Consider the following 15,093-nt stretch of genomic DNA (forward strand, 5'->3'; position numbering starts at 1 on the left):
CCGGTATTCGCGAGGGAAGCTGAAACAAATGATGTGTTGTGAAAATAAGGGTTTGTGATAGATAGATGTTAATTAAACTTTATTTCAAAGTTACATCGACTGAATGCAGGGGGGCATAGAGCGAGGACTTAATTATAAAAAAAGAGACCAAGCTATTCACCAGGTCTCTCACTATTTCAACTTTTTCCTGTTAATTAACGCCAAGCTGACGGAGAATATCATGCACATCCACATGAGATCTATGTTCAATAATTTTACCGTCAACAATACGTAACAACATCATAAGAGAGAATTTAACGCTTTTTCCTAAATTCAATTGTCGGTGATTGGCCTGTTTAAATGCATCCATTATTTCATACCCGGTGCTACTTATTTCTGTTGTAGTCTGCATACTGATTAATAGGTAAAGAAAGTCGAAAAGGTATACGAAATTCTTCATACAAATTAAAGTTTTGAATGAAAGAGCAGGATTACTCCTGCTCTTTTTCTTTCTAATTGGGCTAGATTAAACACAGACGGTTATTCCTTGGGAAAAACAAAAAAATTTCTTCTATCCATTGACTAGCTGGGCTTTAGCCGGGTTTCTATCACCCTGTTGGGCTTGTCAGATTTTAAAAAGGTATGCTACGTTTATAGTGTTTTGTTTCACCTGATTGTGGGGTAATAAAGATAGAATCAGTAAATAATTCTTAGGAACGACCTCGATCTTATAATAAACATATTGGAAGCCGTAATGGAAGAACTAAAATAAACGTTTAGGATACTTTGGAGAAATAAAAGTTTGTTTTCGAATGTGATAATATTCACAATAGAGCTGTATTAAGGGGAATCATTTCTCCAAATAGTCTGCAGAAAATGCCAACCACAGCCCAAGGATATATCACTAACCGCTTTGGCTGGTATTATCTGTTGGATGTTTCTCTTTTTGTTGCTTTTTGTATTATTTTTAGTCCAATCGGCAAAAATAAGTTAAGGAAACCAGCGAAAAAACTGAATTTCATCCTTCTTTCCTGGTTTACAATGTTATTCGGCGCTGATATGGATATTAGTCTAGTCTTTTAAGGTACAGTTGAACCAATCATCCACTATGCCGTTAGCTCTCCATCAGGTGAAACAGAAACCCCCAGACTTTTAGAGAAGCATTACGCTATACATTCTGGGACTGCATGCTTGGACCGTTTTATGCGCTTGTATAATGTGGATTTGATAATTAAGGAGTCGATATTATTAAATGAAGTTTAACAAGAAAAAAATTAACGTTGTAGACATTCAAAAAGCGAAGAAAAGCGTGTTTGCTACAGGGATAGGAAACGCGATGGAATGGTTTGATTTTGCTTTATATTCTTATTTGGCAGTTATTATTAGTAAAAACTTTTTCAGTCCAGTTCAAAACGATGAATTAAAGTTAATATTTACTTTTGCTACATTTGCAATTGCCTTCTTACTTAGACCGGTAGGCGGAATTATTTTTGGTAAAATGGGTGATAAATTTGGTCGGAAAATAGTATTAACAATTACTATTTTAATGATGGCTTTATCTACTTTAATAATTGGTGTGCTTCCTACCTATGAACAGATTGGTGTATGGGCCCCTATATTATTACTCTTAGCTCGTATTCTGCAAGGTTTTTCTGTGGGTGGAGAGTACGCTGGTGCAATGGTATATATCGCAGAATCTTCTCCAGATAATAAGCGTATAAGGTTAGGCAGCGGTTTAGAAATCGGCACATTATCTGGTTATATAGTAGCTTCTGTTTTAGTTACAGTACTTTTCTGGACTTTATCTGATGTTCAAATGAATAGTTGGGGATGGAGAATTCCTTTCTTCTTAAGTATTCCAATAGGATTATTTGGTTTATATTTGAGAAGTCATTTAGATGAATCACCAATTTTTGAAAATGACATCTCTGAAAGCCAAGAACAACAACCAGGTTTATTAGAAGTCATTAAAACATATAAAAAAGATATCTTTTTATGTATCGTATTTGTGGCATTTTTCAATATAACCAATTACCTATTGTTAGGTTATATGCCTTCTTATTTAGATGAGAACCTTGGTATAAGTGATAATATAAGTACACCGGTTACAGCAATTGTATTGATTATTATGGTACCGTTCGCTTTAACTTTTGGTAAATTGGGAGATAAATTAGGAAATAAAAAAGTTATAACAATTGGATTAGTATTAGGAATTGTATTTTCGATTATCTCTTTTCAATTTCTTAATATGGGGAATATAACATTCTTATTTATAGGACTTTTAATGTTAGGTATTGTATTATCTGTATACGAAGGTACTATGCCAGGATCTTTACCTACGTTGTTCCATACGGACATTAGATATCGTACATTATCCTGGACATTCAACTTATCAGTTTCTATTTTTGGTGGAACAACACCTTTAGTTGCTTCTTGGTTAACCCATGTGACAAGAAACAATTTGGCGCCGGGTTTCTATTTATTAGCAGTTAGTTTAATTGGCTTAATAGTTGTGTTAACCTTATTTAAAGATACTTCAGGTAAATCTTTAAAAGGTTCTTACCCAACAGTTGCTTCTAAAGCTGAGTTTCAAGAAGCTGTTGAAAATCCAAAAGATTCACTGTGGTGGAAAATGGAACAAACAGAAAAGGAATGAAAAAAACATCCATTTAATTGACCGGCTACTCGAAATACAGACTCAGAATAAGCTGGGATTATCCGAGCAGCAATGACTGCAGCTCTTTTATATTCTGGAGGGCTTACTGCTTTGCAAAAGCAGCGTTGCTATTCTCGATCGTCATTATTTTATTGGTTGTGTCCTAATAATAAAACGTTGACGCAAGAACGAAGAGAAATTAAAAGGTCCGAGCAATACAGCAAAATAAGAAGCAAGAAGCTTTGTTATGCCAGTTCTTCTCCCGAAGGAGAGCTGGCTTTTTATTTTCTATATGGGGTCCAAAGAAGAAAACGAGAACTTGTACGCTAATCACAGTATTTGGTTCTTCTTGTTTTATGGGAGAAGGAAAAAATATCTGTTAAAGGTTTAGGCGAAGAATTATATCTAGACTCCGGAACATTAACTCCAGTTTTAAAACGACTTGAGGAGCGAGGTCTTATTATAAGAGAGCGTTCAAAAGAGGATGAACGAAGTGTAATTATTACGTTAACAACTGAAGGGAATGAGTTTAAAGAAAAAGTCACAATGATACCTAATGCAGTATTTGATAAAACCGGTTGTAATGAAGAAGAAATTAAAAGTTATAACAAGGAAATTCGTAATTTACTTAACATGCTGACATCTGAGCAATAGTTTTATGAATATAGATGGTGGGCCCAGCGGGTGGAATAACCCGTGGAGGTTCAAGTCCTTTCGGCCGCATCAATGATACCAAGGGTTTTGACACCCTTGGTATTTTTTGTTTATAAAAATTCATCTGTTACTGTCCACTTACTTATAGTAGGTCGTATGATTTGTCAGTCACCTTCATCCTTCTGCTGACTGCGTGCATGGTAGTAAATATGATAATGATTAATGAAGTGATGAAGCAGGAGAAGAAAATCAGAAAAGAAATGCGAACAGATTCAGATGAGTACAAAAGAGATAACGCCATAATTCTTGTATATGATGACGGGAAGTATATTCAACTTGCGTTTTATCAGCCAGAAGAAAGTTCTCGCAAGCTTACTGCTTATTCTTATTATGAGAAGCTTGGGGATTCTTATGAAGAAATGGCACATATGCCGGGTGATGGTGATGGCGACCGCCTTGGTCTTTATAAGAAAACACCTGATTATAAAGAGGTTAAAGGCAAGGAAACAAAAACAATGTGCTTGTTCATTCCTGATAGGGGAACAATCGTTTTACCGTTNTGATGGCGACCGCCTTGGTCTTTATAAGAAAACACCTGATTATAAAGAGGTTAAAGGCAAGGAAACAAAAACAATGTGCTTGTTCATTCCTGATAGGGGAACAATCGTTTTACCGTTAAGTTGTTGTGTGAGAGCCAGTATGTTAAAATGCTACGTAGATTTAATAATAAAGTTTAGATTCAGGGAGATTTATTTATGAAGTTGGATGAATTCACCGTCGGGCAGGTTTTTCAAACTAAATCTTTTGAATTAACAAAAGAGAATATAATGAATTTTGCAGAAGTGTATGACCCACAATACATGCATTTAAATGAAGAAAAAGCAAAAATGGGCAGGTTTAATGGAATTATTGCTTCTGGAATACAAACGTTATCTATTACTTTTAAGCTTTGGATTGAAGAAGGGTGTCATGAAGACGATATTATTGCTGGGACAGGAATGAATAATATAAAATTCCTAGCACCTGTTTACCCTAATGATAAACTGAACACTATTGTTAAGGTTATTGATAAAAAACCAAATAAAAGCCAGACGGGGATACTTACTGTATTGTTATCTACCTATAATCAGAAAGAGGAAAAAGTGTTTGAAGGTGAGTTATCAGTATTAATTAAACGCTAAATGACCTTTGCGGCATATCATCGTCACCTTTCAATTTTTATAGGTGTCTGGATGAAATAAGCAATCATCTAAATTAATTGAGTGGACTTTGAGTCTGCTCTTTTTTTATTTGTTCAACCTATGTCGAGAAACAAAGGACTCACAATAACGAAAAAATCATCTCGTAAATACGAATTTAAAAATTGCTGCCTTGAGGTTTTTTTGCATATTCCTCTGTATCATTGCGCCGGGTGAATAATTATAATGAGCGTTCTATCCTTCGATGTTATATTTCCTTTTTACTTTTTGGTTTTGTCAGTTCAAAGCTGTACTTTACCATGTCATGGATTTGATGCTCTGGGAGTCCCTCATCTAAGGTAAGAGTATTCCAATGCTCCTTGTTCATATGGTATCCGGGCTTGATTTCTTCAAAAAGACCACGTAAAAAATCAGCCCTTTCAGGTTCGCATTTAAGGTTGACACATAAGTGTTCGTCGCGAGTGAAGATAAGTGCAAATATTTTCTTATTCCCTTTGTGCCGAATTGCAGTCCAACCATCTCCAAAAGGATGGTCTTCATAAGAGTTTGGAAAGGTTAGGCAGTAATCTTTTATTTCACCATAATTCATTATCAATTCACTCCATACCTCATTATTTTTATATACAGAACATATTCGTTCAAACTAAGATTTGCGGTTTCTTTTATACCAATCCGAGATTTCCTCAAGTCTTTGTTTGAACTTAGCTTCTGAACCTTGAGTTGTTGGATAGTAATACTCACGTCCTATTAAAGAATCTGGCATCGTCTGCATTGTCGTTAATTTTTTATCATGAGCATATTTATATCCCTTACCGTAATCTAAATCTTTCATCAAAAGGAGTAGATTTTATGTCTGCTCTTTTTCATCAAAAAGCCATTTTTCTTATCCCCAGTCTGATAAAAGATTTTCTGTGAAATCATTTAAAAATTATTGGTCAATTTTTCTTTTTCAATAATATCCTTTACCACATCCTCAATTGTGATATGCCCAAGAGCTTTTTCCAAGGCAGATTGGGCGATTTCAAATATTGGACCAATTGTACTTTGAATGTTCCGGCCTACGGGACATTGAGGATTGGGATTTTCATGTATACTAAACAATTCTTTATCTTGAACAACATTAACTGCTCTATAAACATCAAGTAAGGTGATTTCAGTTAAATCCTTCGCTAATTCAGCTCCTGCAATACCTGGCCGAACATTTACTAAACCTGCTTTTTTCAGCATCCCCATAATTTTTCTTATTAAGGCGGGATTTGTATTTACACTTCCAGCTAAAAATTCAGAAGTGCTAATTCCGTCTTCATTTATTTCAATAAGAGCCAATATATGAATTCCTACAGCAAAACGGCTGCTAATAGACATGATTTCTTCACCACCCTCATTACTTTACACTCTTTATAGTACACTTGTAACTGAATGTATTACAAGTTCTTTTACTCTAATATGCTCAATTAACAAGATGATAAAAGTATTGACAAATAAATAAGGTGTAACTAAACTTATTACATGTAATCGATATGGTTACATTTAAAATTTTGAATGATTAGGAGGACTTTAAATTGAAAATTGGAATCATTGGTGCAACCGGAAAAGCTGGAAGTCTTATCTTGAAAGAAGCGGTAAGCAGGGGACATGAAGTAACTGCAATTGTAAGAGATGCTGCAAAACTTAAAGAGGAAAAGATTGCAATCATTGAAAAAAATATAATTGATCTTACATCGGATGATCTAAAAAAGTTAGATGTAGCAGTTAATGCCTTCGGTGCTCCATTAGGAGAAGAACAGGCACATGTAGATGCTGGCCGGGCATTAATTAGGGCATTAAAAGGAACGGGTACAAGAGCCGTAATTGTAGGTGGAGCAGGGAGTCTTTATGTAGACGAAAATAAAACTGTCAGTGTAATGGATACACCTGATTTCCCGGAGATTTTTATTCCGACAGCTAAAGGGCAAGGTCGTAACTTGCAAGAACTAAAGGAAACTTCTGATATTAACTGGACATTTATCAGTCCTTCAGCGGTATTTGACCCAGACGGGAAAAGAACTGGATTTTATCAGTCAGGAAAAGATCATCTTCTTGTGAATTCGAAAGGTGAAAGTTATATCAGCTATGCAGACTATGCAATTGCAGTATTGGATGAAATTGAAAATCCAAAACATATAAATGAACGCTTTACAGTTGTTGGAGAAGCTGAATAAGTTATTGAGTAGAACCAAAGGGTACCATTAGCGTCATCGCTAATGGTATCTTAGATTAAAGCGGGACGGAAAATAAAAAAGGGGAGATAATTAATGAAGATTAGCCGGACTTTGTTTGCAGTCATTTTATTGGGTAGCATAGCAGGAGTGGTTTTAACAAATGATGTCCCTGTTATCAAAGCTCCGTTTCAAGTTGCTGATGACAGAGTAGGTGCTTAGTGAGTTGGACCAAAAAAATATGTATAAAAAGCTCTGACTAGCAACTTTTTGGATTAGTTAGAGCTTTTTTATTTGACTGTGTTACCCAGTGTAATCCTCCGTATTGTTTAATACACTTTAGTTTGAAAATCCGGGAAACTCTTCTACAGTTCCTATTTCGTGTCCAAAGTGTGAATATTCCAGCGGGGAACTTTACTGAAATGAGGGGTATTTTCGAAAACACACCAGTATGCTTTATGACCTGCCGTCAATGACATTAAAGAAATGATTTGATGAAAAATAAAAAGGAGCGATATTCGTTAAAATTCAGGTAGTAGCCATGCATAGCATATAAAACACATGATTTAATTCTAAATTCTGTACTGATCGTTCTTAAATTTGATATACTTGAAATACGTCAGATCTAACTGTTTTGCTACTGAAATGAGAATGATCGTTCTTTAATTATTTAAGAATGGGGGAGGGATGAATGCATCAATGATTCTCAGGCCTTTCTCAGAATAAAGAGGTAATACATTCTAAGGGGGGATAACATGGCTAGAAATAAAGAATTTGATGAAAAAAAAGCATTAAGAAAAGCAATGGACCTTTTCTGGGAACAGGGGTATGAAAAAACATCCATGCAAGACTTGGTGGACCATATGGGCGTTCACCGCAGAAGTATCTATGATACATTTGGCGACAAACATACTTTATTTATGCGAGCCTTAAGTCACTATGTAGAAGTAATGGAAGTAAGAATGAAGAATGAAGTGAAAACAGAATTAACGGTTAAGCTGGCTATACGAAAATTATTTGAAATGGTTATTTACCCAAAAGAAGATCAGCCAAAAGGATGTTTAGCTGTTAATGCAGCTGTTGAATTATCCCTAATAGATGAAGAAGTAGCTAAGAAAATCACAGAGATTTTTATAAATGCGGAAGCATTATTATTTGATCTGCTAAAACATGGTCAAGAACAAGGAGAAATTTCTAAACACCATGACATTAAAGGGCTTTCTCAATTTATTCATAATTCACTCGTAGGGATACGAGTATTAGCAAAAACGACAAATGATAAGGAAAAATTAGAAAACATTATTGATTTGACTTTGTCGACACTAGACTGAATCTATTTTGTTATATGGATTAACTAATTAGAAAATTTGTTTTCGAGGAGAGAATAATATGAAGTACACAGTTATTACAGGAGCAAGCTCAGGTATAGGATATGAGACAGCATTGGAATTTGCTGCTCGCGGCAAAAACTTAATTATTGTAGCTAGAAGATTAGATAAATTAGAAGAGCTTAAATCAACCATTCAGAATATTAATCCTGATTTGGATGTTATTATTCGTACAAGTGACTTATCTGTCACAGCTCAGGCATACACACTGTATGACAATTTAAAGGAATATCAAATTGAGACTTGGATTAATAATGCCGGGCTTGGTGAATCTTCTTCTGTCACGGATCAGAATTTAGATAAAGTGGAAACCATGCTACGTGTAAACGTAGAATCCTTAACGATTCTTTCTACACTATTTGTACGTGATTATTCGGATGTAGAGGGAACTCAGTTAATTAACGTATCATCAGCACTCGGATATGCAATTGCTGTTGGCAGTATTACTTATTCTGCATCTAAATACTTTGTCAGTGCATTTACAGAAGGCCTTGCAAAAGAACTTGAACGCAAAGGTGCGAAAATGAAGGTGAAAGTTTTAGCGCCAGCAATCACGGAAACAGAATTCATGAAAACTGCATCTGATACGAAAGAATATGATTACAAAGCAAATATCCCGATGTACCACACAGTTGAGCAAGTGGCGAGTTTTATGATGGAGCTTTATGATAGTAATCAAGTAGTAGGAGTTGTAGACGGAAACTATGAATTTCAATTAAGAGATCAAATCTATCCGATTCTAGAGATGTAATATTTCAAGTTATTAAACCTATATAACGATGCTCTACATCAATAACACTAGGAAGATGAGAAACATTTATTCACAGTATCGGTCTATAAAATTTAATTATTTGAGAATGATCGTTCTAAAAATGACTGCTGTTTAGGTGGAGGGTTAATCATAAAATTGGAAGTCAGACTTCGCTAAAAGAAAGATTCCCCTCCACCTAAACGATTATATAAAAAGGTAAAAACCTAATAAACGTAATATGATAGAGGATGCTGATAAAAAAATGAAAACACTTATGAAAGCAGCTCAGATCACCAAGTATTCAAAAGATCTCTATGCCCAAATCAATGACATTCCAATTCCAGAAATCGATGACAATGAAGTCTTGGTAAAGGTCAAAGCTGCGGCAGTCAATCCACTCGAAATGTTAATTATTACAGGCAGCGTGAAACTGATTCAAGATTATGAATTCCCATTAACGCTTGGTAATGAATTGACAGGAGTTATCGAAAAAGTCGGAAAAAATGTGGCAGAATTTCACGTAGGAGATGCCATCTATACACGTCTCCCCCTCGAAAAAATTGGCGCTTTTGCGGAATATGCCGCAATTGATGCTGCCGCAATTGCACCCATGCCAAAAAATTTGTCTTACGTGGAAGCCGCTGCTGCACCACTGGCTGGACTCACAGCGTATCAAGGTCTGCATGAAGAACTTGAGGCACAGTCAGGTAAATCTGTCTTCATTCCAGGTGGATCAGGCAGCTTTGGTCAGATGGCTGTACCAATCGCAAAGGCAATGGGCCTAAATGTCATTGTTAGCGGCAGCTCAGAAGCGCGCGAACGCATTTTGGAAATGGGTGCAGATCAATATTTGGATTATTCAACAGAAAACTATGTTGACTTGTTGTCAAATGTGGATTATGTGATTGATACACTGGGACCTAAAGAATTTGACAGTGAATTGAGTATCATCAAACCGGGCGGAAGATTGCTCTCTCTCCGTACAGGACCAAATAAACGCTTCGGAAAAGACCGGAATTTTCCATTGTGGAAACAAATGCTATTTTCCCTTGTTGGCGCAAAGTATGATCGCAAAGCCAAGAAACAAAACGTGGAATACCATTTTATCTTCGTTCGTTCTGACGGCGCACAACTTAAAGAGATTACCAAAATCATTGAAGAAAACAACATTGCTCCAGCAATTCATCCAATACAATTTACCATAGACAACGTAAATGAAGCGCTAGAACTAGTCGCAAATGGACGGCCAAAAGGGAAAGTGATTATTCAATTTTAAGGGGAATACAAAGAAAACAGTCAAAAAGTTAAGATCGTTTATGCAAAGGATTTTGAAAGGCAATATTAAGGTGTTACAAACCGCGAGTTCTGCTGATTAAGAAATGGAAAGATAAAAAGCTAGAACAAATCATAGAAAAACTTCATCAAGCCAGAGTTCATTATAAAACATGGAGAACTAGCCATTTCAATTAGGCGGTTACTCTAATAGACATGTCACCAGTAACAAGACATTAACTGTCTTGAAATGAAAACCTACTCCATTTTTACTCCCAAATAAAAATAAATCGAAGTAAACATTCATAATCAAAATAAACAAATGCTGATATTATAGGCTTTTGTAATTCATAATAAAGAATCACTTTATTGAGGGCCCAGCGGGTGAATAACCCGTGGGTTCAAGTCCTCTCGGGCGCATCTCAATGATACCAAGGGTTTTGACACCTTTGGTATTTTTTTGTTGTAAGTGCATGTGGCATTAAAAAAGTGCTGACCTCTGCACAAAATCTTTGCGCGAGTCTGCACTTTTATTATGCAAGATACACTGCCCATTATCATTGATTATGGGCGTTTATTTAATCCGTTCTTAGCCGAGCTGATACCTGGCTTTTAGAAGTTTTTTTAAAGTGGGTAAAACCAACAAATTTTTTGCCTTCTTCATCCCATAGGCGGAACTTTAACGACTTAATACTTGTTGCCAGTGTGATGGTCGGAACGTTTTGCAATGGTTCAGTGTTGTTATGCACGATTTCAAGCTTATAGTTTGGGACTCTTGGGCTTAAATGATGAACATGATGGAAACCGATATTGCCTGTTAACCATTGCATGACTTTTGGAAGCTTATAAAAAGAGCTTCCTTCAACGGCTGCTTTTACATATTCCCAATGCTCATCTTCTTCGAAATATGAATCCTCAAACGTATGCTGAATATAAAACATCCAAATTCCGAGGGATCCCGATATCATAAAAATTGGTGTCTGGACCAGCAGAAAGTTTTGCCAGCCGATAGCCCAACATAAAAGTGCTGCCAAAGCGACGATCCCCAGGTTCGTTACATATGTATTCATCCGTTCTTTGCGTTTTGCCCCTTTACGATTAAAACGATTGGTAATCCCGAAGACGTAAATCGGTCCGATAATAAACATAACAAACGGATTTCTGTACAAACGGTACATTATTTTTGTCTTAGTTGAGGCTTCCTTATATTCCTCAACAGTCAGTACCCAAATATCGCCCGTACCGCGTTTGTCCAGGTTGCTGCTTGTCGCATGATGGACAGAATGATCGTGTGCCCAATGATCAAACGGATGCAGAGTCAGAATTCCAGTAATTGTTCCAAGGATTCGATTCGCCTTTCGGTTCTTAAAAAAGGAATAGTGGCAGCAATCATGAAAGATGATGAAGGTTCTTACTAAAAAACCTGCTGCAACGACAGAAATGGCTAATGTAAGGAAATAAGAAATGGACAAGCTCTTATATGCCAAATACCATAGCAGGAAAAATGGCACCAATGTGTTAATGATTTGACATATACTTTTTTGTAAATCGGACTTTTCATAGGGTGTAACCAGTTTTCTCAAAGTCCTTAGGTTTTGTTCATTCATTTTTTAAAGATTTCCCCTTCCCTGATGTTCTTCTAAGTATCGAAAACGTTTGTCTTTGAAGTCACAGCGTCATACACCATAGATGATAAGTATCTTTCCCATTCGTCTGTGAAATTATTGGAAATGAGATACTTGTTTCCATCTCGATTAAATCTTTATTAGCAATGGCCAGCCGGGATACAAAAAGCGTATGAAGATTATACCCGGCTCTTTATCGGGCCAAACTCTCTCCATGCTCCCCAATGTGAATCGGTTTATTTAGACCGTAAATTTTGATTGTTTGAGGAACAAACATGACAAGTTAATACCGTTAAAATAGGGGTATACCTGAGTGATCGTTTGGAAACATCTGCAGAAACAAAGCTGTACCAGTGAACAGCCAAGAATATCTTGTACTTGAACAAGAAACAGCTGAGCTTTTTAAAGAAATCTTTAACAATCAATATGAAGTACTGGGTTTGAAGGCACTCGTGATTCATTTTCACGGTGTTTTCAAACCATAGCTATTAATAGGCATCTTATTTTGCACTGGTATCGACAGGTTTAACAAATAAAACATGAATGAACACATTATTAATTTGCAGTTATTTCCGTTTCGTGATATGATAAAGGAGAATTATTTTTGTTCGTGTAAAGGATAGTATGAATATCGACTTTTCGTCTTGATGATACTTTGGGCAAGGATAGTAATACAATGTGTAACACACTAGGAGGCAACAAAAATGGAACAAGGTACAGTTAAATGGTTTAATGCAGAAAAAGGTTTTGGATTTATCGAACGTGAAAATGGAGACGATGTATTCGTACACTTTTCTGCAATCCAAAGTGACGGATTCAAATCTTTAGACGAAGGTCAAAAAGTAACGTTTGACGTTGAGCAAGGTGCTCGCGGAGCTCAAGCTGCTAACGTTCAAAAAACTGCTTAATCTTCAATCGTTTATACAAACAGGCTCTTTATATAGGGCCTGTTTTTTTATGTTCTCTGTATCATAGTGAATAAAAAAACCCTACTCAACGTTCGAGTAGGGACAGTTGCTACAAGGTAAGAAAAAGGTTTAAAACCTCAAAGGATTGTTTACAGTATAACATACCGGATTGACGATATGTGGAATATATATAAATGATTTGTTTTTATGTTCTCAAGATAACTGTATGTTATTCTTTGTTACAATTCGCATATCTCTTTTATGAAAAGAAGATAACCAACTGCTATTCACTGTGGAAGCAGATGTAAGAAATTTTAAAGATAAAGAGGGGAGTGGTTGTTTTTTCTTCTGGAAATAATCACTTAGACCTAAAACAATGAAAGCCCTGCCTCTCTTCCATCCTTACGGCTCCTTGTCCGTGCCAGTGTGAATCAGGATTACAAAAATCAAGTGACTATTTCATCGAGTTTTTTGATAAAACATCAAATGTTCGTTGAAGAAATTTTTAATAATAAAAACAGATTAGATTGTAGGAATAATAAAAGAGGTTAATGTTCTAAAAGTAAGTTGAAGAAGTTAAGCGTCTTTGAAATATTTTAATCGTAATATTCCGAAAACTCGCGGGTGCTTTTTGGAATGCAAAACATTATTTAAAATTAACCTTAGCAGAAACTTTTTATTTGTTTTTCAGTGATTCCTTTAATGACTTCCAGTTCACTAATCAAAAATTCATATGCATTATCCAACATTTTTTTTTCGCTTGAATTAAGTGCTTTTTCTTTCTTCATTCGCATTAAATCACGTACAACTTCAACGCCTTCTTGTATTTCACCCGTTTTTATTTTGTTCGTGTTTACTACATACCTTTGCTTCCACGGCAGTAACTTATCTGATTCTCCATGCTGAAAAATGTGTATAATGTGTTTTAATGCACGTATATCAGTAACTGGCCGTATATTTGAACTCAATATTTTACGCGTTGGAATCATAACTGTCATATTACTGATTGACATTCTTATGACATAATACTGTTGTTTTTCCTCTAAGAATTGTTTTTCTTCTATGGCTTCAATTGTACCTGCTCCGTGCATTGGATAAACAATGTTATCGCCAATTTGAAACATATAATCCACCTCCATATATGGGAACTTAACTTAAGGTTATCATATATGGAGTGAGATATCAAATTTTTAATGATAACATGGTCATTTATTGGTGTCAATAACTTTTTTTAAAAAACAACATCAAAACAAGAGGGAACCTGTGGGATTCCCAAAAAAGGAAAGATCAATTCAATTGGTCCGTGTATATCTTGGAATCTCGACTAATTAACAGAGATCAGTTTTTCGTTGAAAATGAGTTATTAAATCTCCTTTAGGAGTTCATGCCTTGACATCAATGACACTTTACTAATCTATATGGGCACAATTTAATCACCGATTTTTAACCATAATTCATGAAAACATATAGAAATGATGAAAGTGGAGGATAGAGAGTGTAATGAAAACAAGCTTTCATAACCTTAGTGTATCTGCCATTCTTCTGCGTGCGGCGGAATTAGATATGATAATTCGATTAATGAAATGATAAAATAGGAGAAGACAGCCAAAAAGAAATGAGAGCAGATTCAGATGAGAAACACAAGAATAACTCATCGTGATCGTATTCGTACACATTTTTACAGAGGAGGACAATTATGATTGGAATACTGGCTGGAATGGGGCCAAAATCTACTGGGCCATTTGTAGATAAGGTAGTAGACGAGTGCCAAAAAATATATGGAGCAATACATGACATGGATTTTCCTCATATGATGATTTATTCCTGTCCGACACCTTTCTACATGAATAAACCTCTCAATCATACGGACATGGAAAAGGCAATTATTGAGGGGGCTGTAAAGCTTGAAAAAACGGGTGTTGATTTTATTGCCATCCCATGTAATACCGCACATATCTATTTTAATCAAATAAAAAAATCGATTTCAGTCCCTTTACTAAACATGGTTGATGAAACCATAAAAAAATACCTAAAGGCTCAAAAAAAGCAGCTCTTTTAGCCACCGTTCCTACGGTTCAATCTGGAATATTTCAAGAAGCGTTAAACAGAGAAGGTTATGATTTTTTACATCAAGATAGTTGGCAAATCTATGTCGATCACATAATAGAAAAGATTAAACAAGGTCAAATCGATAAGGCTAGTACATTATATGATGAATTACACCGTGAATTAGCAGAAAAGGTTGATACGGTTATCATTGCATGTACGGATTTAAATACGGTCACGGATCAAAAAAGAAGCGGACTTACCTTTGTTGATTCATCAGCTTGTCTCGCTCAAGCCATTGTAAATAAGTATGTATTATTAACAAAATAAGCCGTCTGATTTATCAGCAAATTCAGGGCGCTTTTTTTCCGTTAAAGCGCCCGGATTCGGCAAATACATGATCCTCGATTACTTCTT

15 protein-coding genes and 3 pseudogenes are annotated in these 15,093 nt (G+C 35.7%); 12 read left to right on the forward strand and 6 right to left on the reverse strand.

Annotated elements, in window-relative coordinates; genetic code table 11:
* Positions 1–190: 190 nt before the first annotated feature.
* Positions 191–349, reverse strand: coding sequence for an ester cyclase (locus D5S11_RS18795; protein ID WP_076982829.1), 159 nt, complete (start codon positions 347–349; stop codon positions 191–193).
* A 452-nt stretch (positions 350–801) separates the two neighbouring features.
* Here D5S11_RS18795 and D5S11_RS20280 point away from each other — a divergent pair.
* From D5S11_RS20280 to D5S11_RS18825, 5 genes and pseudogenes are all read left to right on the forward strand, one after another.
* Positions 802–1,193: pseudogene (locus D5S11_RS20280) on the forward strand (BCCT family transporter); the annotation flags it as partial.
* 38 nt (positions 1,194–1,231) lie between these two features.
* Positions 1,232–2,635, forward strand: coding sequence for an MFS transporter (locus D5S11_RS18805; RefSeq protein ID WP_007409580.1), 1,404 nt, complete (start codon positions 1,232–1,234; stop codon positions 2,633–2,635).
* A 339-nt stretch (positions 2,636–2,974) separates the two neighbouring features.
* Entirely contained in the window at positions 2,975–3,289 is a 315-nt protein-coding gene (locus D5S11_RS18810; protein ID WP_007409579.1) for a MarR family winged helix-turn-helix transcriptional regulator, read from the forward strand.
* A 161-nt stretch (positions 3,290–3,450) separates the two neighbouring features.
* Positions 3,451–3,848, forward strand: a pseudogene (locus D5S11_RS18815) (cystatin-like fold lipoprotein); the annotation flags it as partial.
* A 196-nt stretch (positions 3,849–4,044) separates the two neighbouring features.
* The gene (locus tag D5S11_RS18825) at positions 4,045–4,470 is read left to right on the forward strand and encodes a MaoC family dehydratase (RefSeq protein WP_007409577.1); all 426 of its coding nucleotides are present in this window, start codon (positions 4,045–4,047) and stop codon (positions 4,468–4,470) included.
* 265 nt (positions 4,471–4,735) lie between these two features.
* On the opposite strand, the gene D5S11_RS18830 is transcribed toward D5S11_RS18825, so the two are convergent.
* The 3 genes from D5S11_RS18830 to D5S11_RS18840 form a co-directional block, all read right to left on the reverse strand.
* Complete coding sequence (locus tag D5S11_RS18830) at positions 4,736–5,077, reverse strand: MmcQ/YjbR family DNA-binding protein (RefSeq protein WP_032866857.1); 342 nt, start codon at positions 5,075–5,077, stop codon at positions 4,736–4,738.
* A 54-nt stretch (positions 5,078–5,131) separates the two neighbouring features.
* Positions 5,132–5,320, reverse strand: coding sequence for an AAA family ATPase (locus D5S11_RS18835; RefSeq protein ID WP_232321972.1), 189 nt, complete (start codon positions 5,318–5,320; stop codon positions 5,132–5,134).
* A gap of 89 nt (positions 5,321–5,409) precedes the next feature.
* On the reverse strand, positions 5,410–5,853 hold the full coding sequence (locus tag D5S11_RS18840; protein WP_007409574.1) for an Rrf2 family transcriptional regulator: 444 nt from the start codon (positions 5,851–5,853) through the stop codon (positions 5,410–5,412).
* Between the two features lie 197 nt (positions 5,854–6,050).
* On the opposite strand from D5S11_RS18840, the gene D5S11_RS18845 reads away from it, so the two are divergent.
* The 4 genes from D5S11_RS18845 (at position 6,051) to D5S11_RS18860 (ending at position 10,101) form a co-directional block, all read left to right on the forward strand.
* Positions 6,051–6,689 (forward strand): NAD(P)-dependent oxidoreductase, encoded by a 639-nt coding sequence (locus tag D5S11_RS18845; RefSeq protein WP_032870355.1) that lies wholly within the window; start codon positions 6,051–6,053, stop codon positions 6,687–6,689.
* 752 nt (positions 6,690–7,441) lie between these two features.
* Positions 7,442–8,017 (forward strand): TetR/AcrR family transcriptional regulator, encoded by a 576-nt coding sequence (locus D5S11_RS18850; RefSeq protein WP_020955373.1) that lies wholly within the window; start codon positions 7,442–7,444, stop codon positions 8,015–8,017.
* Between the two features lie 58 nt (positions 8,018–8,075).
* Positions 8,076–8,825 (forward strand): SDR family NAD(P)-dependent oxidoreductase, encoded by a 750-nt coding sequence (locus D5S11_RS18855; protein WP_032866855.1) that lies wholly within the window; start codon positions 8,076–8,078, stop codon positions 8,823–8,825.
* Between the two features lie 262 nt (positions 8,826–9,087).
* The gene (locus D5S11_RS18860) at positions 9,088–10,101 is read left to right on the forward strand and encodes an NADP-dependent oxidoreductase (protein WP_007409569.1); all 1,014 of its coding nucleotides are present in this window, start codon (positions 9,088–9,090) and stop codon (positions 10,099–10,101) included.
* A gap of 574 nt (positions 10,102–10,675) precedes the next feature.
* On the opposite strand, the gene desA is transcribed toward D5S11_RS18860, so the two are convergent.
* Positions 10,676–11,704, reverse strand: coding sequence for a Delta(5) desaturase DesA (gene desA / locus D5S11_RS18865; protein ID WP_032866854.1), 1,029 nt, complete (start codon positions 11,702–11,704; stop codon positions 10,676–10,678).
* 177 nt (positions 11,705–11,881) lie between these two features.
* On the opposite strand from desA, the gene D5S11_RS20505 reads away from it, so the two are divergent.
* Both D5S11_RS20505 and cspC read left to right on the forward strand, forming a co-directional pair.
* Complete coding sequence (locus tag D5S11_RS20505; protein ID WP_108725306.1) at positions 11,882–11,980, forward strand: molecular chaperone TorD family protein; 99 nt, start codon at positions 11,882–11,884, stop codon at positions 11,978–11,980.
* A gap of 446 nt (positions 11,981–12,426) precedes the next feature.
* Positions 12,427–12,630 (forward strand): cold shock protein CspC, encoded by a 204-nt coding sequence (cspC, locus tag D5S11_RS18875; RefSeq protein ID WP_003156143.1) that lies wholly within the window; start codon positions 12,427–12,429, stop codon positions 12,628–12,630.
* 662 nt (positions 12,631–13,292) lie between these two features.
* Here the strand turns inward: cspC and D5S11_RS18880 are convergent.
* Positions 13,293–13,754, reverse strand: a complete 462-nt coding sequence (locus D5S11_RS18880) for a CarD family transcriptional regulator (protein WP_032866853.1) — start codon at positions 13,752–13,754, stop codon at positions 13,293–13,295.
* A gap of 572 nt (positions 13,755–14,326) precedes the next feature.
* Here D5S11_RS18880 and D5S11_RS18885 point away from each other — a divergent pair.
* Positions 14,327–15,006, forward strand: a pseudogene (locus D5S11_RS18885) (aspartate/glutamate racemase family protein).
* Positions 15,007–15,093 lie beyond the last annotated feature (87 nt).

The organism is Bacillus sp. L75 (assembly GCF_003676355.1).
GTDB lineage: Bacteria > Bacillota > Bacilli > Bacillales > Bacillaceae > Bacillus > Bacillus velezensis.